15 protein-coding genes are annotated in these 25,932 nt (G+C 69.0%); 10 read left to right on the top strand and 5 right to left on the bottom strand.

What is annotated here, in order from left to right; translation table 11 throughout:
• Window positions 1–67: 67 nt before the first annotated feature.
• Window positions 68–502, top strand: coding sequence for an OsmC family protein (locus M2421_RS04940; RefSeq protein WP_259203749.1), 435 nt, complete (start codon window positions 68–70; stop codon window positions 500–502).
• Window positions 503–577: 75 nt separating this feature from the next.
• Window positions 578–2,251: an amidohydrolase gene (locus M2421_RS04945; protein WP_259203751.1), complete on the top strand. Its 1,674-nt coding sequence runs from the start codon at window positions 578–580 to the stop codon at window positions 2,249–2,251.
• 15 nt (window positions 2,252–2,266) lie between these two features.
• Here the strand turns inward: M2421_RS04945 and M2421_RS04950 are convergent, their stop codons facing one another.
• Window positions 2,267–3,142 (bottom strand): PhzF family phenazine biosynthesis protein, encoded by an 876-nt coding sequence (locus tag M2421_RS04950; RefSeq protein ID WP_259203753.1) that lies wholly within the window; start codon window positions 3,140–3,142, stop codon window positions 2,267–2,269.
• 169 nt (window positions 3,143–3,311) lie between these two features.
• Between M2421_RS04950 and M2421_RS04955 the strand changes: the two genes are divergently transcribed.
• The 3 genes from M2421_RS04955 to murD all read left to right on the top strand — a co-directional run bounded on the left by M2421_RS04955 (window position 3,312) and on the right by murD (window position 8,728).
• Window positions 3,312–5,915, top strand: a complete 2,604-nt coding sequence (locus M2421_RS04955) for a bifunctional aspartate kinase/diaminopimelate decarboxylase (RefSeq protein ID WP_259203756.1) — start codon at window positions 3,312–3,314, stop codon at window positions 5,913–5,915.
• Window positions 5,916–5,985: 70 nt separating this feature from the next.
• Entirely contained in the window at window positions 5,986–7,338 is a 1,353-nt protein-coding gene (gene murL / locus M2421_RS04960) for a UDP-N-acetyl-alpha-D-muramoyl-L-alanyl-L-glutamate epimerase (RefSeq protein WP_259203758.1), read from the top strand.
• Window positions 7,319–8,728, top strand: coding sequence for a UDP-N-acetylmuramoyl-L-alanine--D-glutamate ligase (gene murD / locus M2421_RS04965; RefSeq protein ID WP_259203759.1), 1,410 nt, complete (start codon window positions 7,319–7,321; stop codon window positions 8,726–8,728). The genes murL and murD overlap by 20 nt, the downstream gene beginning before the upstream one ends.
• 423 nt (window positions 8,729–9,151) lie before the next feature.
• Here murD and M2421_RS04970 read toward each other — a convergent pair whose 3' ends face one another.
• Window positions 9,152–9,748 (bottom strand): SMI1/KNR4 family protein, encoded by a 597-nt coding sequence (locus M2421_RS04970; protein ID WP_259203760.1) that lies wholly within the window; start codon window positions 9,746–9,748, stop codon window positions 9,152–9,154.
• Window positions 9,749–9,973: 225 nt separating this feature from the next.
• On the opposite strand from M2421_RS04970, the gene M2421_RS04975 reads away from it, so the two are divergent.
• Window positions 9,974–10,774: a dienelactone hydrolase family protein gene (locus M2421_RS04975; protein WP_259203761.1), complete on the top strand. Its 801-nt coding sequence runs from the start codon at window positions 9,974–9,976 to the stop codon at window positions 10,772–10,774.
• A gap of 959 nt (window positions 10,775–11,733) precedes the next feature.
• Here the strand turns inward: M2421_RS04975 and M2421_RS04980 are convergent.
• The gene (locus tag M2421_RS04980) at window positions 11,734–12,732 is read right to left on the bottom strand and encodes a polyprenyl synthetase family protein (RefSeq protein ID WP_259203762.1); all 999 of its coding nucleotides are present in this window, start codon (window positions 12,730–12,732) and stop codon (window positions 11,734–11,736) included.
• Between the two features lie 202 nt (window positions 12,733–12,934).
• On the opposite strand from M2421_RS04980, the gene M2421_RS04985 reads away from it, so the two are divergent.
• On the top strand, window positions 12,935–14,548 hold the full coding sequence (locus M2421_RS04985) for an alpha-glucosidase (protein ID WP_259203763.1): 1,614 nt from the start codon (window positions 12,935–12,937) through the stop codon (window positions 14,546–14,548).
• Between the two features lie 477 nt (window positions 14,549–15,025).
• Here the strand turns inward: M2421_RS04985 and M2421_RS04990 are convergent, their stop codons facing one another.
• Together M2421_RS04990 and M2421_RS04995 are read right to left on the bottom strand one after the other, a co-directional pair.
• A complete protein-coding gene (locus M2421_RS04990; protein ID WP_259203764.1) occupies window positions 15,026–17,776 on the bottom strand; it encodes a TonB-dependent receptor in 2,751 nt (916 codons plus the stop codon).
• 333 nt (window positions 17,777–18,109) lie between these two features.
• A complete protein-coding gene (locus M2421_RS04995; protein WP_259203765.1) occupies window positions 18,110–20,176 on the bottom strand; it encodes a glycoside hydrolase family 97 protein in 2,067 nt (688 codons plus the stop codon).
• A gap of 244 nt (window positions 20,177–20,420) precedes the next feature.
• On the opposite strand from M2421_RS04995, the gene M2421_RS05000 reads away from it, so the two are divergent.
• From M2421_RS05000 to M2421_RS05010, 3 genes are read left to right on the top strand one after another with little or no spacing between them, the layout of a single operon-like run.
• On the top strand, window positions 20,421–22,661 hold the full coding sequence (locus M2421_RS05000) for a Six-hairpin glycosidase-like protein (protein WP_259203767.1): 2,241 nt from the start codon (window positions 20,421–20,423) through the stop codon (window positions 22,659–22,661).
• Window positions 22,658–24,145, top strand: coding sequence for an MFS transporter (locus M2421_RS05005; protein ID WP_259203768.1), 1,488 nt, complete (start codon window positions 22,658–22,660; stop codon window positions 24,143–24,145). Before M2421_RS05000 ends, M2421_RS05005 begins: the two co-directional genes overlap by 4 nt.
• The gene (locus M2421_RS05010; RefSeq protein WP_259203770.1) at window positions 24,145–25,866 is read left to right on the top strand and encodes an alpha-amylase family glycosyl hydrolase; all 1,722 of its coding nucleotides are present in this window, start codon (window positions 24,145–24,147) and stop codon (window positions 25,864–25,866) included. Before M2421_RS05005 ends, M2421_RS05010 begins: the two co-directional genes overlap by 1 nt.
• The last annotated feature ends 66 nt before the right edge of the window (window positions 25,867–25,932 follow it).

Raw genomic sequence — 25,932 nt, forward strand, 5'->3', positions numbered from 1 at the left:
GCCCGACACGGTGCTAACGCCGCACGGCCCATGCTGGTCCTGCCATTCATCCGCAGGAGAACAACCGATGGGTATTTCGCGTCATGCCACCGCGCACTGGGAAGGTGACCTCAAGACAGGCAAGGGACAATTGAGCACGCCGCAGAGCGGCCTGCTGGACAAGACCCGCTATGCCTTCAGCAGCCGCTTCGGCGATGAGAAGGGCACCAACCCGGAAGAACTGATCGCCGCCGCGCACGCCGGCTGCTTCACCATGGCCCTGTCGGCCAAGCTCACCGAGGCCGGGTTCGTGCCGACCTCGCTGGACACCGAGGCCAAGGTCGACCTGTCGATGGAAGGCGGTCCGCAGCTTTCGCAGATCACCCTGACGGTCAAGGCCGTGGTGCCGAACATCGATGCGACGCAGTTCCGTGCGATCGCCGACGACGCCAAGCAGAACTGCCCGGTGTCCAAGGCGTTGAGCGCGGTGCCGATCAGCCTGGAGGCCGAGCTGGCCGGTTGAGCGTGCCGCAGCGCGCATTGAGTGAACCCGGCAGGGGCGGCATAGTCGCCCCTGTTTCGTTGCGGGGAGCATCATATGCGCGTTCGTGTTCTGGCTGTCCTGTTGTCCTGTCTGTGTGCCGCCCAGGCGCAGGCCGATGTGCGGCTGCTGACCGCCGCGACCATCCACACCGGTGAAACCGATGCGCCGGCCGCTACCGCGCTGGCTTGGGACGACGCCAGTGGCCGCGTGCTGGCGGTGGGCGAGCGCGACGCGCTGCGGGGGCGTTACCCGCTGGCGACGGTGACCGACCTGGGCGATGCAACCGTGGTGCCGGGCTTGATCGATGCGCATGCCCACCTGATGTTCCTGGGCGCCACGCTGATGCAGGCCGACCTGAGCGGTGCGACCAGCAAGGCCGAGATCATCGCGCGGCTGCAGCGCTTCGCCGCCGACAACCCGGACGGCTGGCTGCTGGGCAACGGCTGGGACCAGAACCAATGGGCGCAGACGGATTTCCCGACCGCGGTCGACCTCGATGCGGCGTTCCCGGCGCGTCCGGTCTGGCTCGGGCGCATCGACGGGCACGCCGGCTGGGCCAACAGCGCCGCCCTGCGCGCGCTGGCGCAGCAGCCCGGGCAGCGTGCCCTGGCCGGGCGCTGGCAGCCGGCGGGCGGGCGCATCGTCCGCGATGCGCGCCACCAGCCCAGCGGAGTCTTCATCGACGGCGCGATGGATCTGGTGCGTACGGCGATCCCGGCTCCGGGCGAGGCCGCGCGCGAGCAGATGCTGGCCCGCGCACTGCGCAAAGCGGTCAGCCAGGGGCTGACCGGCGTGCATGACATGGGCGTCTCACGCGAGGACCTGGCGCTGATGCGCCGTTTCGCCGATGCCGGTCGGCTGCCGCTGCGCATCGATGCCTACGCCGATGGCAACGCCGAGGCGCTGGCCGATCTGTGCGCACACGGGGCGTATCGCCACCCGGGCGGACGCCTGGAAATGCAGGGCGTGAAGCTGTTCATGGATGGCGCGCTGGGCAGCCGCGGGGCCGCGCTGTTGGCCGACTACAGCGACGACCCGCATAACCGCGGGCTGCTGGTGACCTCGCCCGATGCCTTCGACGTGGCGGTGCGCAAGGCCGATGGCTGCGGTCTGCAGGTAGCCACCCACGCGATCGGCGATCGCGGCAACCGGATCGCGCTGGACACCTATGCGCGGGTGCTGGGCGACGGCAAATCGCGTGACCATCGCTGGCGCATCGAACATGCGCAGGTGGTGGCGCCAGCCGACATCCCGCGCTTCGCCGCGCTGGGCGTGATCGCCTCGATGCAGCCCACCCACGCCACCTCGGACATGGGCTGGGCGCAGGACCGGGTGGGCCCGGAGCGCATCCAGGGCGCGTATGCATGGCGGCGGATGCTGGCCTCCGGCGCGCATCTCGCATTGGGCTCGGATTTCCCGGTGGAGCAGGTGGACCCGCGGCTGGGGCTGTACGCAGCGGTGACGCGGCAGGACCGCGCGGGGCAGCCGCCGGGCGGCTGGCTGCCGGACCAGCGCCTGAGCGCTGCCGAGGCGCTGCGTGGATTTACCGCCGACTCGGCCTGGGCCGGGCATGACGACGCCGAGGTGGGCCGCCTGCGGCCGGGGCTGCGCGCCGACTTCGTGGTGCTCGACCGCGACCCGCTGGCGGTGCCGGCGGCGCAATTGGCCGAGCTGCAGGTGCACTCGACCTGGGTGGATGGCCGCCCGGTCTACGAGGCCGCGCGCTGAACCGCTGCGGCGCGCTTACCAGTCCAGGGTGCCGCGGATGACGGTCTGCACCTGGCCACCGGACCAGACATCGCCGGCGGCGTCGATATGCAGGTGCAGCCGCGCGTCGTGGCCGACTTCGCGGCCCTGGCTGACCACGTAGTCGCGCGCGCCGCCCGGGAGGGCATCGCGGCTGTCCAGCCACGCCGCCAGCACGGCGTTGGCCGCGCCGGAGGCCGCATCTTCGAAGCGACGGCCATTGCCGACGAAGGCGCGCACGGCCAGGTCCCATGCCTGGCCCTCGCTGCGCGCGTAGGCGAACACGCCCATGCTGTCGGTGGCCTCGGCCAGCGCGGCAATCGCGTCCCAGTCCGGGCGCAGCGCACGCAGCGTGGCCTCCTCATCCAGTTCCACCACCCACCAGCTGCGCCCGCCGGCCATGCGCGCCGGCGGCAGCGCGCCCAACGCCCAGCCGACCAGTGCGGCCTGCAGGCGCGGGTCGGCGGCGGTGGTCACCTCGGCGACGCTGGCGCGCGGGGTGCGGATGGCGATGCTGCGCGCCGCGCCGTCACCGGCCACGCGCAGCGGCAACGCCCCGGCGATGCCGTCCTGCACCAGCACCCCCTCCAGCGGCGCGGCCAACCCGGCCTCGAGCACGGCGTGGGCCGTGCCAACGCTGGGATGGCCGGCAAAGGGCACTTCCTTCTGTGGGCTGAACATGCGGATGCGGTAGCTGGTGCCGGCCGTTTCCGGGGCAAACACGAAGGTGGTCTCCGGCAGCCGGGTCCAGCGCGCGATGGCCTGCATGCTGGCCTCGTCCAGGCCCTCGGCGTCGAGCACCACCGCCAGCGGGTTGCCGGCGCCGGGGCGGGGGGAAAACACGTCCAACTGCAGGAAACGGCGGGAAGTCATGGCGGCGGGGGTCTGCGAAACGGTCGGGCAGCTTACCAACCCGGGCCGGTTCCGGGGCCGCGCGGGTGCGCTGGCTGGCCCTGCCGGGGCCGGGCTTGGCATAGAATCGGGAGTTCGGCCGGTGTGCCGGGCGAATCCCCCCTCCCACTACGAAACCCCCTTTACCTCCATGTCAGCTTCCCCCCTTGTCGATCGCTGGATCGTACTGAAGTTCGGCGGCACCTCCGTGTCGCGTCGTCACCGCTGGGACACGATCGGGAAGCTGGCGAAAAAACGTGCGGAAGAGACCGGTGCGCGCGTGCTGGTGGTGGTCTCGGCGTTGTCCGGGGTGACCAACGAACTGACCGCCATCGCCGATGGTGCCGCCGACAGCCGTGCCCGCATGGATGCGCTGGTGGCGCGCCACCGTGCGTTCCTGGTGGACCTGGCGCTCGACGCCGGCGCGCTGGATGAGCGCCTGGCGGGGTTGTCCGGGCTGCTGGATGACCCGCGCGCGGCCAGCCGCCCGCTGGACTGGCAGGCCGACGTGCTGGGCCAGGGCGAGCTGCTGTCCTCCACCGTCGGCGCGGCCTACCTGCGCGCCAGTGGCCTGGACTTCGGCTGGATGGATGCACGCCAGTGGCTGGATGCGCTGCCGCCGCAGCCCAACCAGAGCGACTGGTCGCAGCGCCTGTCGGTGAACTGCCAGTGGCGTGCCGATGCCGAGTGGGCCGCACGCTTCCGCGCGCAGCCCACGCGCATGCTGATCACCCAGGGCTTCATTTCGCGGCACGCCGATGGCGGCACCGCCATCCTCGGCCGCGGCGGCTCGGATACCTCGGCGGCGTACTTCGGCGCGCTGCTCGGCGCCAGCCGCGTGGAAATCTGGACCGACGTGCCGGGCATGTTCAGCGCCAACCCGCGCGACGTGCCCGACGCCCGCCTGCTGACCCGCCTGGATTATTACGAAGCGCAGGAAATCGCCACCACCGGCGCCAAGGTGCTGCATCCGCGCTCGATCAAGCCGTGCCGCGACGCCGGCGTGCCGATGGCGATCCTGGATACCGAGCGCCCGGAACTGCCGGGCACCAGCATCGACGGAAACGCCGCGCCGGTGCCGGGGGTCAAGGCGATCAGCCGGCGCAACGGCATCGTGCTGGTGTCGATGGAAGGCATCGGCATGTGGCAGCAGGTCGGCTTCCTGGCCGACGTGTTCGGGCTGTTCAAGAAGCACGGGCTGTCGGTGGACCTGATCGGCTCGGCGGAAACCAACGTGACCGTGTCGCTGGACCCGTCCGAGAACCTGGTCAACACCGACGTGCTGGCCGCCCTGTCGGCCGACCTGTCGCAGATCTGCAAGGTGAAGATCATCGTGCCGTGCGCGGCGATCACCCTGGTCGGGCGAGGCATGCGCTCGCTGCTGCACAAGCTGTCGGACGTGTGGGCCACGTTCGGCCGCGAACGCGTGCACATGATTTCGCAGTCCTCCAACGACCTCAACCTGACCTTCGTCATCGACGAAGCCGACGCCGACGGCCTGCTGCCGATCCTGCATGCCGAGCTGATCGACAGCGGCGCGATGCCGGTCGAAGAGGGCGAGGTGTTCGGCCCGCGCTGGCGCGAGATCGCCGGCACCGTGCGTCCGCGCGAAACCGCCTGGTGGCGTGGCCAGCGCGAGCACCTGCTGACCCTGGCGCAGGCCGGTACGCCGCGCTATGTGTACAACCTGCCCACGGTGCGCGCCCGCGCCCGCGCGCTGACGGCCATCAAAGCCATCGACCAGCGCTACTACGCGATCAAGGCCAACTCGCACCCGGCCATCCTGGAGGTGCTGGAGCAGGAAGGCTTTGGCCTGGAATGCGTGTCGCATGGCGAGCTCAAGCATGTGTTCAACACGCTGCCGACGCTGTCGCCGCGCCGCGTGCTGTTCACCCCGAGCTTCGCCCCGCGTGCCGAGTACGACGCAGCCTTCGCGCTGGGCGTGACCGTCACCGTGGACAACGTTGAAGCGCTGCAGCGCTGGCCAGAGCTGTTCCGCAACCGCGAACTGTGGCTGCGCGTGGACCTGGGCCGTGGTGAAGGCCACCACGCCAAGGTGCGCACCGGCGGCAAGGACTCCAAGTTCGGCCTGCCGATCGCCCGCGTGGACGAGTTCGTGCGCCTGGCCACCGAGCTGGGCACGCGCGTGGTGGGCCTGCATGCGCACCTGGGCAGTGGCGTGGAAACCGCGCAGCACTGGCGCCTGATGTGCGATGAGCTGGCCGGTTTCGCGCGCCGCATCGGCAGCGTGGAAACCATCGACATCGGCGGTGGCTTGCCCATCCCCTACAGTGCCGACGACGAGCCGTTCGACCTGGAGGCCTGGGCCGCCGGCCTGGCCGAGGTCAAGGCGGTGCACCCGGCGTTCCGCTTGGCGATCGAACCCGGTCGCTATCTGGTGGCCGAGGCCGGCGTACTGCTGACCACGGCCACGCAGGTGATCGAGAAGGATGGCGTGCGCCGCGTGGGCCTGGACGCGGGCATGAACACGCTGATGCGTCCGGCCCTGTACGACGCCTGGCACGACATCGAGAACCTCAGCCGGCTGGGCGGGTATGCCGAGGCCGTGTTCGACGTGGTCGGCCCGATCTGCGAGTCCAGCGACGTGTTCGGCAAGCGCCGCAAGCTGCCGGTGTCGACCGCGCCGGACGATGTGATGCTGATCGCCGATGCCGGTGCGTACGGCTACGTCATGGCCAACACCTACAACCAGCGCGAGCTGCCGCGCGAGGACGTCATCGATGACGTGCCGTGACCGCTGCCTGCCGCCCACCCTTGAAGACGCGCCGTGCAAACGCACGGCCGCTCTCTGAACCGGATACACCATGACTGCTTTCGATAAACACCAGGTTGCCGTTTTCCGCTTCGTGCGCTGCGATTTCGCTGCCGACACCGGCGTGGCGCGCCTGGTCTACGCCTTCGACGACGGCCCCGAGCTGGTCGAGACGGTGACCATCCCCGGCGCGCCGTTCGTCCTCGACGGTGCCCGCGCCGAGGCGGTGCAGCACGCGCTGCGCCTGCTGCACCTGATTGCCGGCGTCAGCTACTACAAGGCCGGCGTACCGGACCAGGTGCGCATCGACAGCTATGCCATCGACGCGGCGACCGCCGCGCTGGTGGAAACGATCTACCTCAACGGGCTGGGCGAGTTCGCCTACCGCAACGGGCTGAACCTGCGCGGCCGCTTCCGCCTGCCGGTGGATGGCGCGGCGTTTGCCGCCCCCGCGGTGGGCCTGCGCGAGCACGCGCTGGTGGCGATCGGCGGCGGCAAGGATTCGCTGGTCAGCATCGAAGCCCTGCGCGGGCTGGGCATCGCCGAAACGGTGACATGGATCGGCGGCTCGCAGTTGATCCGCGCCTGCGCCGAACGCACCGGGCTGCCCACGCTGAACATCGGCCGCGCGCTGGCCCCGGAACTGTTCGAGTTGAACCGCCAGGGCGCCTGGAACGGCCACATCCCGGTGACGGCGGTGAATTCGGCGATCATGGTGCTGGCCGCGCTGCTGCAGGGCGTGGACCAGGTGGTCTTCTCCAATGAGCGCTCGGCCAGCTACGGCAGCCAGATTCCCGGTACCGGCGAGGTCAACCACCAGTGGTCGAAGGGCTGGGCGTTCGAGCAGGCCTTTGGCGAGCACCTGGAACAGCACGTCGCCGCCGACCTGCATTACTACTCGCTGCTGCGCCCGTTGTCGGAGCTCGCGGTGGCGCGCCAGTTCGCCAGGAGCGATGCGTACGACGCGCATTTTTCCAGCTGCAACCGCAATTTCCACATTCTTGGCGAACGCCCGGTCAACCGCTGGTGCGGGGTGTGCCCGAAGTGCCATTTCGTGTTCCTGGCGCTGGCCCCGTTCATGCCCAAGACGCGCCTGGTGGGCATCTTCGGCCGCAACCTGCTGGATGATCCGGAACAGGCCGGTGGCTTCGATGCGCTGCTCGAGTTCCAGGACCACAAGCCGTTCGAATGCGTGGGCGAAGGCCGCGAATCGCGCGCGGCGATGGCCACCCTGGCCGCGCGCCCGGAGTGGGCCGAAGACGCGTTGGTGAAGCGTTTCGTGGCGCAGATCCAGCCGCAGCTGGATGCCGCCGAGCTGGGCATCGCGCCGCTGCTGGTGCTCGAGGGCGAACACCGTATCCCGGCGCCGATCTGGGAGCGCCTGCGTGCGAATTTCGCAGCTTGAAGGCAAGCGCGTTGCGTTGTGGGGCTGGGGGCGCGAGGGCCGTGCCGCCTGGCGCGTGCTGCAACAGCGGCTGCCCGCGCTGCCGCTGACCCTGTTCTGCCCGGCGGCCGAAGCGGCCGCTGCGCGCGAGGAAACCGCCGGTAGCCTGGACGTGCGCGCCGATGTGGACGGCGCCGCGCTGGCCGCCTTCGAGGTGGTGATCAAATCGCCGGGGATCAGCCCGTATGGCGAGGCGGCGCTGCATGCGGCGGCGCAGGGCACGCAGTTCATCGGCGGCACCTCGCTGTGGTTCGCCGAGCATGCCGATGCACAGGGCACCGTGCGCGATACCGTGTGCGTGACCGGCACCAAGGGCAAGAGCACCACCACCTCGCTGCTGGCGCACCTGCTGCGTGCCTCGGGCGCGCGCACCGCGCTGGTGGGCAATATCGGCCTGCCGCTGCTGGAAGTGCTGGCGCCCGATCCGGCACCGGACTACTGGGCGGTGGAGCTGTCCAGTTACCAGACCGGCGAGGTCGCGCGCAGCGGCGCGCACCCGCAGGTGGCGATCGTGCTCAACCTGTTTCCCGAGCACCTGGACTGGCACGGCAGCGAAGCGCGTTACATCCAGGACAAGTTGCGCCTGGTGACCGACGCGCAGCCGCGCATCGCCGTGCTCAATGCCGCCGACCCGCACCTGGCGGCGCTGTCGCTGCCAGGCAGCGAGGTGGTCTGGTTCAACCAGGCCGAGGGCTGGCACATGCGGGGCGATGTCGTGCATCGGGGGGCGCAGGCGGTGTTCGACACCGCGCATACGCCGCTGCCCGGCCGGCACAACCGCGGCAACCTGTGCGCGGTACTGGCCGCGCTGGAAGCGCTGGGCCTGGACGCGGTGGCGTTGGCCGCGGCGGTGCAGGATTTCCGTCCGTTGCCCAATCGCCTGCAGACCATCGGCACGTGCGATGGCATCACCTTCGTCAACGACTCGATCAGCACCACCCCGCATGCCAGCCTGGCCGCACTCGACTGCTTTGCGGGGCAGCGCATCGCGCTGCTGGTGGGCGGGCACGACCGCGGCCTGGATTGGCACGATTTCGTGCAGCACATGGCCCACGACGTGCCGCCGGTGGAGATCGTCACCCTGGGCGCCAACGGCCCGCGCATCCATGCGTTGTTGCAGCCGTTGGCCGACGCGGGCCGTTTCGGCCTGCATGCCGCCGCCGACCTGGCCGAGGCGATGCAGGTGGCGCGCACCGCGCTGGGTGGGCAAGGTGGGGTGGTGCTGCTTTCCCCCGGCGCGCCCAGTTATGGCGTGTACCGCGACTACGTCGCGCGTGGGCGGCATTTCGCCGAACTGGCCGGATTCGATCCGGAGGCGATCACCGCGATCCCGGGGATCGGAATCGCGTAGAGCCGACCGTTGCTCGGCTGCCCTTGCGGGTAGAGCCACGCCATGCGTGGCTGCGCGGTCTGCGCCGAGAGCAGCCACGCATGGCGTGGCTCTACGGGGGCGTGGCATTGACCATGGCCATCGATACGATGGTCAGGCGTCTTCATCGATGAAGACGGTCGCCGCTGACGCGAACCCGGTAGAGCCACGCCATGCGTGGCTGCGCGGTCTGCGCCGAGAGTAGCCACGCATGGCGGGATGCGCGGGGTCGACCATGGCCATCGATGCGATGGTCAGGCGTCTTCATCGATGAAGGCGGTCGCCGCTGATGCGAACGTGGTAGAGCCACGCCATGCGTGGCTGTGCGGTCTGCGCCGAGAAGCAGCCACGCATGGCGCGGCTCTACGGGATGCGCGGGGTTGACCATGGCCATCGATGCGATGGTCAGGCGTCTTTGTCGATGAAGGCGTAACCGCCGTCGATGAGCTGTTGCAGGTACGCATCGAAACTGGGGGCGATCACGGCGTAGCTGTCCGGGTCGTGCAGGTAGCGCACCACCTGGCCAACGCGGCCGCCGGGTGCGGGATCGAAATCCAGGTACAGCACCGAGGTGCCGCCGTTGTTGGCGCAGTGCGCGAAGCACAGTCGCCGGCCCATGGGCAGGTCGGCATCGATGCCCGCGCCGAGGATCGCGGGGTCTTCCTCCAGCCATTCTTCATAGATCGAACGGATGCTCTCTCCCCAGCCGTCCCACTGGACGCTGTCCTCGAACATCTGCTCGACCGAGCGTAGGTAGTAGGGGTAGCTGCCGAGGTCCGAGCCGAGCATCAGCAGGTTGACCTCGCCCTGGGGATAGGGACGGTAGTGCGTGCCATCGACCCGGCCGAGCAGGGCGAGCAGGCTGTCGGGAACCTGCGGCCAGCGTTCGCGCAGGCGCTGCAGGTCGGTGCTGCTGGCGCCTTCGATCCAGCCCCACATCGGCGCGTCGTCTGCCGGCAGGCGCGGTGCGAGGCCGGAGAGGAAGCGATCGACAAGGGTCATGCGGGGCGTTCCTTACGCGGGGGCGGCCAGCCTGCCAGATCGGGGACGCGTCCGTCGAGCCGTTGAGGGCGGCCTCTGCGATCCGTTTCGAGGCGCGGGGCGATTTCCGTGCCAGATGTGGCGAAACAGTCACCGAACGAACGGCAGCCGACCCACGGTCGGCTCTACACGGTGTCGTCAGGCGGCCGGCATACACTCGGGGTTCTTTCTGTCGGGAGCAGACGCATGAAAAGGCAATGGCGATGGGGTGCGGCGGTGCTGTTGGGGATGACGGCGTTGCCAGCCCTGGCGGCGATGCAGGCCAAGCCGGTGGAGTGGACGCTGGACGGCACCACGTTCAGCGGCGTCCTGGTCTACGACGACAGCGACAGCGACAAGCGGCCCGGGCTGGTGATGGTGCCCAACTGGAAGGGCGTGAACGACTCCGCGATTGCCAAGGCCAAGCAGCTGGCCGGCGATGACTACGTGGTGCTGGTGGCCGATGTGTACGGCAAGGGCGTGCGCCCGAAGACCGATGCCGAGGCCGGCCCGGTGGCGACCAAGCTGCGCAACGACCGGCCCGTCCTGCGTGCGCGGGCGCTGAAGGCGATCGAGGTGCTGAAGGCGCAGGCGGGCAAGGCGCCGCTGGATGCAGGCAGGATCGGGGCGGTCGGGTTCTGCTTCGGCGGTACCACCGTGCTGGAGATGGCGCGTGCCGGGGCGCCGCTGGCGGGCGTGGTGAGCCTGCATGGCGGGCTGGGTTCACCGCTGCCGGCCAAGGCCGGTGGCAGCCATCCGTCGGTGCTGGTGCTCAATGGCGCCGACGACAAGGGCGTGAGCAAGGACGACATCGCCAGCTTCGAGCAGGAAATGAACACGGCCAAGGTCGACTGGGAGTTCACCAATTACAGCGGCGCGGTGCACTGCTTCGCCGAATCGGACGCCAACAGTCCGCCGGGATGCCTGTACAACGAACGCGCGGCCAAGCGCGCGTGGAAGGCGCTGGACGCGTTCTTCGAGGAGCGCTTCGAGACGAAACGCCGGTAGAGCCGACCGTTGGTCGGCTGCACCGCGCAGGGCGCGGTGCATTCATCGGCGATCGTGGTGCCGGAACGAAGAGCAGCCGACCAACGGTCGGCTCTACGAATGCGGGACCACGTCGCCCCGGCGGTCGGCCTGTACGAATGAGGGACCATGTTGCCCCGACGGTCGGCCCGTACGAATTACGGACCACGTCGCCCGGCGGTCGGCCCGTGCGAACCATCCGGTAGAGCCGACCGTTGGTCGGCTGCACCGCGCACGGCGCGGTGCATTCATCGGTGATCGTGGTGCCGGAACGAAGAGCAGCCGACCAACGGTCGGCTCTACGAATCAGGACCACGTTGCCCCGGCGGTCGGCCCGTACGAATGCGGGACCACGTTGCCCCGGCGGTCGGCCCGTACGAATGCGGGATCACGTTGCCCGGCGGTCGGTCCGTGCGAACGATCCGGTAGAGCCGACCGTTGGTCGGCTGCACCGCGCAGGGCGCGGTGCATTTATCGGTGATCGTGGTGCCGGGACGAAGAGCAGCCGACCAACGGTCGGCTCTACGAATGCGGGACCACCTTGCCCGGCGGTCGGCCCGTACGAATGAGGGACCACGTCGCCCCGGCGGTCGGCCCGTGCGAATGGGGGACCACGTTGCCCGGCGGTCGGCCGTGCGAACCATCCGGTAGAGCCGACCGTTGGTCGGCTGCACCGCGCACGGCGCGGTGCATTCATCGGCGATCGTGGTGCCGGAACGAAGAGCAGCCGACCAACGGTCGGCTCTACGAATGAGGGACCACGCCGCCCCGGCGGTCGGCCCGTACGAATGCGGGACCCCGTCGCCCCGGCGGTCGACCCGTGCGAATCAGGGAGCACGTGGCCCCAACGGTCGGCCCGTGCGAATGCGGGACCACATCGCCCAGCGGTCGGCCTGTATGAACGATCCGGTAGAGCCGACCGTCGGCCGGCACATCCTCCGTCAGTGCGAGCGCTGCACCGCGTAGCGGGCCAGGCCGCGCAGGGCGGCGACGGCGTCGTTGTCGGCCAGGCCGTCCAGCGCGCGCTCGGCGGCGTCGGCGTACTCCACCGCGCGGGCACGGCTGTATTCCAGGCCGCCGGTGGCGTGGATGGCGGCCAATACTTCCGGCATCGCCTCGGCATCGCCGTTCTGCACGATCTCGCGCAGGCGCTCGCGGGTGGTCGCGTCGGTATGCGCCATGGCGTGGATCAGCGGCAGGGTGGCCTTGCCTTCGGCCAGGTCGTCGCCGAGGTTCTTGCCCAGTTCGTCGGCGTTGGCCGAGTAGTCCAACACGTCGTCGGCGATCTGGAACGCGTAGCCCAGGGCCATGCCGTAGTCATACAGCGCCTGCTGGGTGGCCTCGTCCACGCCGCTGGCCAGCGCGCCCAGGCGGGTGCCGGCGGCGAACAGCACCGCGGTCTTGCGCTCGATCACGCGCAGGTAGGCGGCTTCGTCGGTGTCGGGGTTGTGCACGTGCAGCAGCTGCAGCACCTCGCCTTCGGCGATGCGGTTGGTGGTGTCGGCGAGGATGCGCATGACCGGCATGCGGTCCAGCTCGACCATCAGCTGGAAGCTGCGCGAGTACAGGAAGTCGCCGACCAGCACGCTCGGGGCGTTGCCCCACAGCGCGTTGGCGGTGCTGCGGCCGCGCCGCAGGCTCGATTCGTCCACCACGTCGTCGTGCAGCAGGGTGGAGGTGTGGATGAACTCGATGATCGCCGCCAGCTGGTGGTGCTCCGGGCCGGCCTGGCCGACCGCGTGGCCGGCCAGCATCACCAGCATCGGGCGCAGGCGCTTGCCGCCGGCCGAAATGATGTGGTCGGCGATCTGGTTGATCAGCACGACATCCGAGGACAGTCGGCGGCGAATCAGGGCATCGACGGCGGCCATGTCGGGCGCGGCGAGCGTCTGGATCTGGGGCAGGCCCAGCGCGGGGCGGGTGTCTTCGGTGATGGTCATGCGGTCTGACTTTCAGGCTTGAGCTGAATTATAGGCGGTGCGGTGGTTTTCCGCCCGCGAAGGCCATCCGGGGCGGTCCGGGCCGGCCGCGGGCGTGAATACGTATGCATGCGGCGCCATCGCCGGAGGCGCGCGGATAAGCTTGTCGCTACGTTCTGGCACCCCGATGCGGGTGCCGTGGAAGCCCGGAGGGGGCCCTGAAATGTCGCAGACTCCATGGTGGCGTGGCGCCGTCATCTACCAGATCTACCCGCGCAGTTTCCTGGACGCCAACGGCGACGGCGTGGGCGACCTGCCCGGCATCATCGAACGCCTGGATTATGTGGCGGCGCTGGGCGTGGACGCGATCTGGATTTCGCCGTTCTTCACCTCGCCGATGGCCGACTTCGGCTACGACATCGCCGACCACCGCGACGTGGACCCGCTGTTCGGCCGCCTGGAGGACTTCGACCGCCTGCTGGCCAAGGCGCACGCGCTGGGGCTGAAGGTGATGATCGACCAGGTGTTCAGCCACACCTCGATCGAGCACGCCTGGTTCCGCGAGAGCCGCCAGGACCGCACCAATCCCAAGGCCGACTGGTACGTGTGGGCCGACCCTCGCGAGGACGGCACGCCGCCCAACAACTGGATGTCGATCTTTGGCGGGGTGGCCTGGCAGTGGGAGCCGCGGCGCGAGCAGTATTTCCTGCACAACTTCCTGGCCGACCAGCCGGACCTGGATTTCCACAACCCGGCCGTGCAGCAGGCCACGCTGGACTACGTGCGCTTCTGGCTGGACCGCGGCGTGGATGGCTTCCGCCTGGATTCGATCAACTTCTGCTTCCATGACGCGCAGCTGCGCGACAACCCGGCCAAGCCGCTGGAGAAGCGGGTGGGGCGCGGTTTCAGTGCGGACAATCCGTACGCCTACCAGTACCACTATTACAACAATACCCAGCCGGAGAACCTCGGGTTCATCGAACGCCTGCGCGGGCTGCTGGACGAGTACCCGGGCACGGTGAGCCTGGGCGAGATCTCGGCCGAGGATTCGCTGGCCACCACCGCCGAGTACACGGCGCCAGGCCGCCTGCACATGGGCTACAGCTTCGAGCTGCTGGTGAAGGATTTCAGCGCCGGCTACATCCGCGACACGGTGTCGCGGCTGGAGGCGACGATGACCGAAGGCTGGCCGTGCTGGGCGATTTCCAACCACGATGTGGAGCGTGCGGTGACGCGCTGGGGTGGGTATCCGGCGCAGCCGCGGCTGGCGCGGCTGCTGGTGGCCGTGCTGTGCTCGCTGCGCGGGTCGATCTGCCTGTACCAGGGCGAGGAGCTGGGGCTGGGCGAGGCGGACGTGCCGTTCGAGGCGCTGCAGGACCCCTACGGGATCACGTTCTGGCCGAATTTCAAGGGCCGCGACGGGTGCCGGACGCCGATGCCGTGGCTGGACGCGCCGCTGGCGGGCTTCAGCACGGGCGAGCCGTGGCTGCCGATCCCGGCCGAGCATCGGGCGGCGGCGGTGGCGGTGCAGGAGCACGATCCGCACTCGGTGTTGAGCGCCTTCCGCGCGTTCCTGGGCTGGCGGCGGACGATGCCGACGCTGCTGGTGGGCGACATCGTGTTCCTGGCCACGGCCGAGCCGGTGCTGATGTTCGAGCGGCGGCACGCGGGCGAGACGCTGCTGCTGGCCTTCAATCTGTCGGCCGATGCGGTGCGCGTGGCGTTGCCGGCGGGGCCATGGCAGGCGCTGCACGTGCCGGGCCCGGACGTGGGCCACGCCGACGCCGGCGAGCTGGTGCTTCCAGCGCAATCGATGTACTGCGCGCGTCGCGGCTGAACGTTTTCCGGTGGTATTGAGAGGGCGAGGCTTTTGGCCTCGCCCTTTTTTTGTTCCTGTCCCAGGGAGGGGAGTGTCTCGCTGCGATGGCGTTGGTGGACGGTGGACGGTGGACGGTGAACGACGATATGCATGTGGTCTCGGGGCGTCCCGGCGCTGCGCGGATCGGGTGGTGTCTCCGCTTGGGTCGGTCGCGAGCGTGAGGGCCCCGTAGCAGCCGGTAGGCCCCTGGCGTAGTGTCCCCCGGCCGCGGGGCGGCCTCCTCATTTACTTTGCCCATGGGCCTAGCGGCTGCCACGAGGCTCGGCTTGCGGTGCGCAGGAGGAAGCCAGGCGTTTCTGGCTTTGGTCGGTGGGTCGGGCATGGGGACCCAGCGCCCGATCCGCCGACCTGCGCGCTGCAACCTTCGATTGCCCAACAAAAAACCCGCTGCCGAAGCAGCGGGTTCTCTGTTGATGCAGCTATGGCACTACCGCATCAGAACTTGTAGTTCACGCCCAGCATGTAAGTGCGGCCCCATTCCACGTATTCCAGCGGACGGTCCTTGGTGCCGGCGTAGGTGCGGTACGGCTCGTTGGTCAGGTTGCTTCCCTGCAGCAGCAGGGTCAGCCCGTGCAGACTGCTGCTGTCGGCGAAGGTGTAGCTGACCTGCGCATCGGTGACATTCTCGCCGACCACATAGCGCAGCGTGCGGTTACCGTTGAAGTTGCCGATCTCACCGATGAAATCCGAGCGCCGACGCTGGCTGATGCGGGCTTCGAAACCGCTGCGCTCGTAGTAGGCGGTGAAGTTGTACACCCGCTTGGACAGGCCCGGCAGGCTGATCGGATCGCTGCCCACGCTGGACGCGCTTTCCGGGTCCAGGATCTTGATGTCGCTGTCGTTGAACGTCGCGCTGGCCTGCACGCCGAAGCCACGCAGGCTCTCGGTCAGCATCTCCAGCGGGAACGATGCGGTCAGCTCCAGGCCCTTCAGCGTGCCACCCTCACCGTTCTGCGGTGCCGAGAACGTGCCGGTCTGCTGCACCGGCACGATCATGCCCGGCGGCGGCACGTAGCTGGCCAGCAGGTCGCTGAAGTCGTAATCATCGCGCGACTGCGTGTACACGTAGGACTTGAGGTCCTTGTAGAAGATCGCCGCGGCCACGTAGGCCTTCTCGCCGAAATACTTCTCGTACGACAGATCGATGGCATTGGCGCGCCACGGATCCAGCAGCGGGTTGCCGCCGCTGCCGCCCGGCTTGCCCGTGGACGTGTCCACGCCGAACTCCAGGCCGGCGCGCATCTGGTCCACGCGCGGGCGTGCCACCTGCTTGGCCGCCGCGAACCGCAGCGTCTGCTGGTGCGGGAACATGAAGACCAGGTTCAAGCTGGGCAGCCAGTCTGTGTAGGTCTTGCCGGCATCGATCGGCAGCACTTCCTGGCCTGCCGGGCGCGAACGATCGAAGTAGTTGGACTGCGAGCTCTGGTCGGTGCGCACCATCTGCACGCCGATGTTGCCACGCACGCCCACGTCGCCGATATCGGTGTTGATGTTGGCGCGCACCCAGGCGGTACTGGTCTTTTCCTGCACCGTCCACGCCTTGGGAATCAGGTAGTCCAGGTTGGTGACCGGGTTGAACACCATGTAGCGGTCCACCGCCGCCGGCACGTTCCAGGACGGAATGCGGCCGATGCCGGCGAAGCCCAGGTTGACCGGGGCGTACTGCAGGTCGCTGGCGATGTTGGCATCGCCCTGGTCACCGAGCAGGATGTTGCCCTCGGCCTGGGTCTTCTCCTTGCGGCGGTCGGCGTAGTTCACGCCCACGTCCACGTCGGCGAACCACTTCATCGCCTCGGGCAGGGCGAAGGTGGCCTGCAGGCGCGCGCCCTTCAGCCGGTCTTCCACCATCGGCACCTTGCCGTAGCCGGAGCCGTAGATGGTGTTGGTCAGGAACAGCGCATCGGGATTGGAATAGTCCAGGCCCGGGCTGATCTGCGAGAAACCATCCGGCTTGACCACCACGCCCACCGAATCCAGCTGCGGCATCGGGGTGAGCTGCAGGTTGTTCTCCAGGTTCAGCTCATCGCGCGTGGCCTTTGAGTAGTTCACGTCGGCAACGACCTTCACCCGCTCGAAGTTGAACTCGTTGTTCCAGCCGAACGCGTCGATCTTGTCCTTGCGCGTGTTGTACATGCCACGCACCAGCGGATACACGCCGGTGGCCACGCCGCCGGTGAAGGTGCCATCGGCGTTGACCTGCGGGTTGGTGATCAGCAGGCCCGGGGTGTAGCCGCCGTTGTAGTTGCTGAGGTTGAGCTCGAACTGGTTGGCGGTGTCGATCTGCTCGGCTTCGGTGTGGAATGCATCCAGGGTGCTGGTCCACACGTTCGACGGGCGGAACTGCACCGTGGCCATCAGCCCGTCGCGCTTGTTGTTGCCGGTGCGGCGCAGCGCCTTGATGCCGTCGGAGAACACCGTGCCCGGGGCCAGACCGGGGCGGTTGCCCTGGTCGGTCTGTTCGGTGGTCCACGGTTCGTACAGGCCCACCTGGTTTTCCTGGATCGGCATGTCGCTGTGCGCGTAGCCGATCGCCACGCCCCAGGTGTTGTCCAGGAACTGGTCGATGTAGCTGGCGCTGAAACGGTTGCCGTACGGGTCGACGTTGGCGGCCTTGCCCAGCGAGCTCTTCTGGTAGCGACCGCTGATGGCGATCACGCGCTCGGCGAAGCTGAGCGGGCGCACGGTCTGCATGTCGATCGTGCCCGACAGGCCCTGGCCGACCAGTGCCGCATCGGGGGTTTTGTACACGGTGACGCCGTTGACCAGTTCCGAGGGGTACTGGTCGAACTCGACGCTGCGGTTGTCGCCGGTGCTGACCACTTCACGCCCGTTGAGCAGGGTGGTGGCGAAGTCCGGCGACAGGCCGCGCACGCTGATCACCTGGGCGCGGCCGGCCACGCGCTGGGCGGCCAGGCCGGGCAGTCGGCCCAGCGATTCGGCGATGCTCACATCGGGCAGCTTGCCGATGTCTTCGGCCGAGATCGCCTCGACCACCGAAGTGGCGTCCTGCTTGATCGCGATCGCGTTCTCGATGCCCCGGCGGATGCCGGTGACCTGCACGGTGTCCAGGTTGGTGGCCGCGGTCCCTGTCGGCGTAGTGGGTTCGGCGGTCTGCGCCGACGCCACCAACGGCGTCAGGGCGACGGCCAGCGCGATACTCAGCGCGCTGCGCTTGCAGTTCAACATTTTCCCCTCCCAGGCAATGTTGCCAATCGATTTTGTGGTTGCCCGGAAGACCCGGGAGCGTCATGGCGCGGTGGCCGTTGACTGCGTGGCTATGGTAGGCAGCGCGCCATCGGCGTGAATCACCCTGCATACGTATTCAATGGCGTTTACCGCGTTGGAACCGGTTACAGGTGCGTCATCGCAGTCGCGCTGCCGCGCCACGGTTTGCGTCGCACACCGCGAAGCCCTGTCTCACATACACCCGAATCCGCGTGCCTTCGGCAGCGCCCCCTGACTCAGGGGGCCCTCCTCCAGACGCGCCGACGGCCGGCATTCCGCAGGGCGCCGGGACCCTTACAACGGCGTGAAGCGGATCGCCTGGCCGCCGCCGGGTGCCAGCACCAGCGTCAGCGCGTCGGCACTGGTGACCTCGCGGGTGTCGCGGACGAAGGCGAACGGATTGCGGCGGAAATCCGCACCGTCGCCATCGCGGTAGATCTCCGCGCGGTAGCGCACGCCCGGTTCCAGGAAGCCCAGCGACACCGGCAGCACGCGGCCGTGTTCGTCGGTGATGCTGCCGAGGAACCAGTCGCGGCTGTGGCGGTCCTTGCGCACGATCGTCACGTAGTCGCCCACCTCGCCGTTGAGCACGCGCGAGTCGTCCCAGTCCACCGCCACGTCCTCGATGAAGCGGAACGCCTCGCGATGCTGCAGGTAGTGCTCGGGCAGGTCGGCGGCCATCTGGATCGGGCTGTAGATCGCCACGTACAGCGCCAGCTGGCGGGCCAGCGTGCTGGGGATGGCCTGGCCGCCACGGCCCTTGAGGCTGAGGATGCCGGGGGTGTAGTCCATCGGTCCGGCCAGCAGGCGGGTGAAGACCAGGTTGACCTCGTGGTCGGGCGGATTCGGCGGCTGCCCCCAGGCGTTGTACTCCATGCCACGGGCGCCTTCGCGCGAGATCCAGTTGGGGTAGGTGCGGCGCAGCCCGGTGTCCTTGATCGGCTCGTGCGGGTTGACCGCGATGTGGCGCCTGGCCGCTTCCTGCACCACCTTGAGGTGATGGCGGGCCATGAACTGGCCGTCGTGCCACTCGCGCCACAGCGGGCCGCCAGCCGGGTTGCGCCGGTCCACCTGGCCGTCGTCGCACACGTAGCCGCTTTTGAAGGAATCCACGCCCAGCCGTGCATACAGGTCCAGCGCGGCCCCGAGCTGGTCTTCGTAGTGCTCCACCGCGCAGCCGGTTTCGTGGTGGCCGATCAGGCGCACGCCTTTCTTCGCGCCATACGCCGACAGCGCCTCGATGTCGAAGTCGGAGGTGGGGCGGGTGAAATCGAAGGCGTCGCCGTTGCCCACCCAGTTGCCGTCCCAGCCGGGATTCCAGCCTTCCACCAGCACGCCGCGGAAGCCGTGCGCGGCGGCGAAGTCGATCACCTTCTTCGTTTTCGCCGTGGTCGCGGCATGTTTCGGGCCGGTCGCCCAGCTTTCCTGGTCCAGGTGCATCGACCACCACACGCCCAGGTACTTGGACGGCTTGACCCAGCTCACATCACCCAGCGCGTTGGGCTCGTTGAGGTTGAGGATCAGGTCCGATTCGACCAGGCCGCCGGCGCGGTCGCTGATCTGCAGCGTGCGCCACGGGGTGGCGAAGGGCAGGGTGCGCCGCACCTTCCAGCCTTCGGCCGAGGGCGACAGGTGCGCGCGCAGGCGCTGGCCGTCGATGCGGCGCAGCCACATGCCGGCGTAGTCGACCAACGCCGCCTCGTGGATCGCCACGTGCAGGCCATCGCGGCTGCGCAGGGTAATGGGGGTGTGCACCAGCGGCACCTGGTCGAGCGGCGTGCGCTGGTACAGGTATTCGTAGTGGATCGGTTCGCCGGCCGGGATCCACCACGCGGTGGCGTCGGGCGCGATCGCGAACTCGGTCAGCTCGTCATCGATGATCGCCTCGCGCATGCCGGCCTGCTCGGGGAAGCGGTAACGGAAGCCGAGGCCGTCGTCGTAGACGCGGAACACCACCTCGAACCGGCGCCCGGCACCGCCGCGCTCGCCGAGCTGGACGGCCACTTCGTTGTAGTGGTTGCGTACCCGACGGCGCTCGCCCCACGGCTGCTCCCAGGTCTCGTCGAACGAACGCGTGGCCTGGCCCAGTACGGTCAGATCGCGATCGAGCCGCCCATCGCGCAGCTGGAAGCCGAGCCGCGAGTCGGCCACCACGGTCTCGCCCAGGCGTTCGACGCGGTAGCTGGGCGTGCCGCCGTCCAGTTGCAGCGATACCGTCAACACGTTGCCGGGGGACGCGACGCTGGCCACCGTGACCGGTTCGGCGCGGGCGATGAAGGCCAGCAGGGACAACCCGGGCGCCAGCCAGGGCAGGCGGCCAGGCGCGTGCCATCCACGCACGTGATGCGGTTTCGTCGGCATTTCCCCTCCCAAGGCGGCCGGAACATGGCTCGGACTATAGCCACGCAAGCGCGGTGGTCCCGCCGCATCGCCATGAATACGTATGCAAAGGGGCGCGCATCCGGGCGTGCCGTCTACCATGGGGCCAGGCACCCTGGGAGGGGGCCGCGAGCGCAACCGTTGCCCATCGTCGTGGCGGTCTGCGTAACCACAACGCGTGCAAAGAGGGAGGGAGGCACCGGGTGCAAGCCGGGATGCCGCTTCGATGCTGAAGATGATCTGCCTGACCGCTGCCCTCGGGCTGGCGCTGGGTTCGACCGCAACCGCGGCGGACCTCACTTTCGATGGCCGCACCGCGCGCGCCACCCCTGCTGCCGACGGCGGCTTCCAGCTGCATGCGTCCGGGCACGACGTGGCGATCGCCGCGCAGCCGATGCGCAGCCGCACCGACAGCGTGCTGTTCGATGCGCTGTTCGCCCTGGCCCAGCAGGAGCTGGACGCCGACCGCGTCGACGCGATCCGCGATCCGGCCTTCAACCAGGGCAACCCGGTGCCGTGCGACTGCTTCCAGACCGGCGAACGCTGGCCGTACGTCTGGACCCGTGATGTCAGCTTCGCCGCCGACCTGGCGCTGTCGCGGCTGGACCCGGTGCGGACCCGGCAGTCGCTGCAGTTCAAGCTCTCGGCCGCGCGCGACGGGAAGACGCCGGGGCTGTTCGTGGCCCAGGACACAGGCTCGGGCGGCAGTTGGCCGATCAGCAGCGACCGCGTGGTGTGGTTCCTGGCCGCGCGCGGCCTGCTCGCCGACCCCGCGTTTGCCGACCAGGTCTGGCAGGCGTTGCAGGCCACCCTGGCGCAGGACCGCGCCGCGGTGTTCGATCCGCGCGTGGGCCTGTACCGCGGCGAGACCTCGTTCCTGGACTGGCGCGAACAGACCTACCCGGACTGGACCCGCCAGGACGTGCGTTTCATCGGCGAGTCGTTCGCGCTGTCCACCAACGTGCTGCACTACCAGGCGCTGCGCCTGGCCGAGCGGCTCGCACGCGACCGTGGCGACGACCGCGCCAGCCAGTACGCCGGCTGGGCCGATGCGCTGGCCACGCAGATCGACGCGCGCTTCTGGCGCGAGGACGCCGGCCTTTACATGAGCTACATCGGCGAAGCGGCGCACCCGGTGCCGTACGCCAAGTACGACCTGCTGGCGATCTCGCTGGGCGTGCTGGCCGATGTGTTCCCCGCCGACCGCGCGCGTCGCGCGCTGGCCAACTACCCGGCAGTGGAAGGGGGCAGCCCGGTGGTGTGGCCACAGGAGGCACGGCAGCCGATCTACCACAATCGCGCGGTCTGGCCGTTCGTCAGTGCGTACTCGCTGCGCGCCGCACGCCGTCTCGATGACGCCGCCCGCATCCAGCTGGAGATCGAATCGCTGATGCGCGGCACCGCGTTGGCCGGGTCCAACATGGAAAACTACGAGATGCGCCGCCTGGCGGTGCATGTCGACGAAGGGGCGTTGAGCGGCCCGGTGGTCAACTCGCCGCGCCAGTTGTGGTCGGTGGCCGGCTACCTGTCGATGGTGCTGGAGGGCGTGTTCGGCGTGGACGCCGACGGCAACGTCGCCCCGAAACTGCCGACCGCGCTGGTGCCGCAGTTGTTCGGCAAGCGCAGCAGCATCGAGCTGGACGACGGCACGACCCGCTACGTGCTCAAGCGCCCGCGCAAGCTGGAGGGCGCGTTGCTGGTGGCAAAGAACATCGTGCGCAAGAACAACACCGTCACCGTGCAACTGATGGCGCAGCCACAAACCGCAGCAACCGGCCCCGGTAGAGCCGAGCCACGCTCGGCTGCTCCTGCTCCTGCTCCCGCTTCCGTAGCCGCAGCCGCAGCCGCCTATGCCCCCACCACCCCCACCGCACCCGAACCGGTCAAACGCGGCAAGACCTGGTCGATTCCAGTTCCCGCCAACCACGTGCTGTGGCTGGACGGCCGCGAGGTCACCACCGCCTCGCCGCTCACCGTCCGCGACGACGGCCACCAGCACTGCCTCAGCCTCACCCGCCGCGACGGTGCGCTGGAATCCCTGCACAGCCCGACGACCTGCGTCGGCCCGCAGCAGCGCCTCAACGGGGCCACGGCCTGGGCCTGGAGCGCCGCCGCTCCCACCCGCGTGCGCGTTCGCCTGCGCTACGACAATCCCAACGGCCCGATCAACACCGGCGTCACCGCGGCGGTGAAGCAGGTGGTCGCGCAGTGCCCGGGCCAGCCGGCGCAGCGCGCCAGCGTGGTGATGCCGCACAGCGTGGGTCCGCAGGCCTCCACCGCGGTCGAATTCGACCTTCCCCGGGGCCGCTGCCGCTTCACGCTGGAAGAGGGCTTCAACATGAGCGCACTGGCGCACTTTGCCAGCTACAACGGCGGCAAGGGCGGCCGCGATGGCGTGCTCAACCAGGCCACGGTCAGCGCGTTGCTGATCGCCCCGATCGCCGCCACGGCGGAGGCAGCCCGATGAACCGCCCGGCCAAGCCCACGCTGTCGTTCTGGCAGATCTGGAACATGTGCTTCGGCTTCCTCGGCATCCAGTTCGGGTTCGCCCTGCAGAACGCCAATGCCAGCCGCATCTTCGAGACCCTCGGCGCACCGATGGATGCGGTGCCGGGGCTGTGGATCGCCGCGCCGCTGACCGGGCTGCTGGTGCAGCCGGTGATCGGTTACTGGTCCGACCGCACCTGGACCCGCTGGGGCCGGCGCCGGCCGTACTTCATGGTGGGCGCGGTGCTGACCACGCTGGCGCTGCTGGTGATGCCCAATTCGCCCACGTTGTGGATCGCCGCCGGCACGCTGTGGGTGCTGGACGCGTCGATCAACGTGTCGATGGAGCCGTTCCGCGCGTTCGTCGGCGACCAGCTCGCACCGCGCCAGCGGCCCACCGGCTATGCGATGCAGAGCTTCTTCATCGGCATCGGCGCGATCGTGGCCAGCTTCCTGCCCTTCATCCTGGCCCATGTTGGCGTGGCCAATACCGCCGGGGCAGGGCAGGTGCCGGACACGGTGCGCTACGCGTTCTACGTGGGAGCAGCGGTGCTGCTGGGCGCGATCTGCTGGACGGTGTTCAGCACCCGCGAATATGCGCCGGCCGAGCTGGCGGGCTTCGCCGATGCCGAACCGCCCGCCGCGCAACAGTCGTCGCGCAGGGCCGGCCCGCCGCCGTGGGCCCAGAGTGCGCTGTGGCTGCTGATCGGTGCGGGCTTGGCCGTGGCCATCGCCTCGCAGCGCGGCGACAAGATGCTGTACGTGCTGGCCGGGCTGTGTGCGGCCTACGGCCTGCTGCTGGCCGCCTCGCGGCTGCTGCCCGGCACGCACATGCTGGCGCAGATCGTCGATGACCTGCGCGCGATGCCGCCGACCATGCGGCGCCTGGCATGGGTGCAGTTCTTCTCGTGGTTCGCGCTGTTCGCGATGTGGATCTACACGACCGCTGCCGTGGCGGGCACCCACTTCGGCTCCACCGATCCGGCGTCGGCGGCGTACAACGAGGGCGCCAACTGGGTGGGCGTGCTGTTCGGCGCGTACAACGGCTTCGCCGCGCTGGCCGCGCTGTTGATCCCGCCGATGGTGCGCCTGCTCGGGCTGCGCTGGAGCCACCTGGTCAACCTGTGGCTGGGCGGGTTGGGGTTGATCTCGCTGGCGGTGATCGATGATCCCACCTGGCTGCTGCTGTCGATGGTCGGCGTCGGTTTCGCCTGGGCCTCGATCCTGTCGCTGCCGTATGCGCTGCTGTCCGACAGCGTGCCCGCGGCCAAGATGGGCATCTACATGGGCCTGTTCAATTTCTTCATCGTCATCCCGCAGTTGATCGCCGCCAGCGCGCTGGGCTTCATGCTGCGCACCTGGCTGGGCGGCGATCCGATGCACGTGCTCGCCCTGGGCGGCGCCAGCCTGTTCGTGGCCGGTGTGTGCGTGCTGCGCGTGCCTTCCACACAGGAGCTTGCCTGATGCATGGTTTTTCCCGGTTGTCGCTGGGCCTGTCCTTCGCGCTGCTGTCGGCGCAGGCCATCGCCGCGCCGCGCCCCGAATACGTGGGCACCACCGAGCCGTTCGCCAGCGACGCGGTGTACTTCGTGGTCACCGACCGCTTCGTCAACGGCGACCCGTCCAACGACCACCGCGACCAGGGCGGCAAACACCGTACCTTCGACATCCCGGTGCCGTGCCCGGACAAGGTCGATGGCAACATCGGCTACCTCGGCGGTGACTTCAAGGGCGTGCTCGACAACGCCGACTACATCCGCAACCTGGGCTTTGGCGCGGTCTGGATCACCCCGATCGTGGACAACCCCGACGAGGCCTTCACCGGCAGCAAGCCGATCAGTTGCAGCAGCACGCTGACCGATCGCGGCAAGACCGGCTACCACGGCTACTGGGGCATCAACTTCTACAGGCTCGATGAACACCTGCCCAGTGCCGACCTCGATTTTGCCGGGCTTACCCGTGGCCTGCATGCGGCCAACCTGAAAGTGGTGCTGGACATCGTCGGCAACCACGGCTCGCCGGCCTGGACCATGCCCACCCGCCAGCCGCAGTTCGGGCAGATCTTCGGCAAGGACGGCACGCTGATCGCCGACCACCAGAACCTGCCGCCGCAGCAGCTCGACCCGGCGCACACCCCGCTGCACGCCTTCTACAACAACATCGGCCCGGTGGATGGCAAGGACGGCTCGATCTTCGATGGCAACCTGGCCGAGTTGTCGGATTTCAACGAGCACAACCCGGCGGTGATGGACTACCTGGTCGGGGCTTACCTGCAGTGGACCGCGCAGGGCGTGGACGCCTTGCGCATCGATACCATCGGCTGGTTGCCGCACCCGTGGTGGCACGAATTCGTCGGCCGCATCCGCGCCGCGCATCCGGGCATGTTCATGTTTGGCGAGGCCTTCGACTACGACGCCGGCAAGATCGCCGAACACACCTGGCCGGCCAATGCCAACGTCAGCGTGCTCGATTTCCCGTTGCGCGGCGCGTTGTCGTCGGTGTTCGGCAAGGAGCAGAAGGGGTTTGAGTCCTTGGCCGAGCCCCTGCACCTGGTCGGCGGCCCGTACGCCAACCCGTACGAGCTGATGAGCTTCTACGACAACCACGACATGGCCCGCCTGGACGCCACCGACAGCGGTTTCATCGACGCGCACAACTGGCTGTTCACCGCGCGTGGCATCCCGGTGCTGTACTACGGCTCGGAGACCGGCTTCATGCGCAGCCGCGCCGAACATGCCGGCAACCGCGCCTATTTCGGCCAGGCGAGCGTCGACGCTGCCGCGCAGAGCCCGATCTACGGCCCGCTGCAGCGCATCGCCCAGCTGCGTGCGGCCACGCCGGCCCTGCAACGCGGCCTGCAGGTCAACGAGCGGCTGCAGGGCGATGAAGCGGTGTTCTTCCGGGTGCTCCAGCAGGGCGACACGCACCAGACGGCGCTGGTGCTGCTCAACAAGGGCGATGCCGCCCGCAACATCGAGGTGCGCCGCTATGTGCAGGCAGGCACCTGGCGCGATGCGCTGGGCGGCGGCAGCCAGCAGGTCAAGGACCGCCTGACCGCCGAGGTGCCGGCGCACGGCGTGCGGGTGTTCCTGCTGGACGCGCCGGTGGCCCAGGCCGCCCTGCAGGCCGAGTTGCAGCGCGCCGCCGCCGACCAGCAGGCGCGCAGCGCCCGCCTGGCACGGTAGCGCCAGCCACTGGCCGGCCAGCCGATCGGGGCAGGGTATGCCTCCGGCCGGCCGGCAGCCGGCACT

Origin of the sequence: Stenotrophomonas sp. BIGb0135, from assembly GCF_024810105.1 — a bacterium.
GTDB classification, from domain to species: Bacteria; Pseudomonadota; Gammaproteobacteria; order Xanthomonadales; family Xanthomonadaceae; genus Stenotrophomonas; species Stenotrophomonas maltophilia_AB.

Coding starts and splice junctions, on each gene's coding strand:
- M2421_RS04940 (WP_259203749.1), top strand. CDS start 68: ATGGGTATTTCGCGTCATGCCACCGCGCACTGGGAAGGTGACCTCAAG.
- M2421_RS04945 (WP_259203751.1), top strand. CDS start 578: ATGCGCGTTCGTGTTCTGGCTGTCCTGTTGTCCTGTCTGTGTGCCGCC.
- M2421_RS04950 (WP_259203753.1), bottom strand. CDS start 3,142: ATGACTTCCCGCCGTTTCCTGCAGTTGGACGTGTTTTCCCCCCGCCCC.
- M2421_RS04955 (WP_259203756.1), top strand. CDS start 3,312: ATGTCAGCTTCCCCCCTTGTCGATCGCTGGATCGTACTGAAGTTCGGC.
- murL (WP_259203758.1), top strand. CDS start 5,986: ATGACTGCTTTCGATAAACACCAGGTTGCCGTTTTCCGCTTCGTGCGC.
- M2421_RS04970 (WP_259203760.1), bottom strand. CDS start 9,748: ATGACCCTTGTCGATCGCTTCCTCTCCGGCCTCGCACCGCGCCTGCCG.
- M2421_RS04975 (WP_259203761.1), top strand. CDS start 9,974: ATGAAAAGGCAATGGCGATGGGGTGCGGCGGTGCTGTTGGGGATGACG.
- M2421_RS04980 (WP_259203762.1), bottom strand. CDS start 12,732: ATGACCATCACCGAAGACACCCGCCCCGCGCTGGGCCTGCCCCAGATC.
- M2421_RS04985 (WP_259203763.1), top strand. CDS start 12,935: ATGTCGCAGACTCCATGGTGGCGTGGCGCCGTCATCTACCAGATCTAC.
- M2421_RS04990 (WP_259203764.1), bottom strand. CDS start 17,776: ATGTTGAACTGCAAGCGCAGCGCGCTGAGTATCGCGCTGGCCGTCGCC.
- M2421_RS04995 (WP_259203765.1), bottom strand. CDS start 20,176: ATGCCGACGAAACCGCATCACGTGCGTGGATGGCACGCGCCTGGCCGC.
- M2421_RS05000 (WP_259203767.1), top strand. CDS start 20,421: ATGCTGAAGATGATCTGCCTGACCGCTGCCCTCGGGCTGGCGCTGGGT.
- M2421_RS05005 (WP_259203768.1), top strand. CDS start 22,658: ATGAACCGCCCGGCCAAGCCCACGCTGTCGTTCTGGCAGATCTGGAAC.
- M2421_RS05010 (WP_259203770.1), top strand. CDS start 24,145: ATGCATGGTTTTTCCCGGTTGTCGCTGGGCCTGTCCTTCGCGCTGCTG.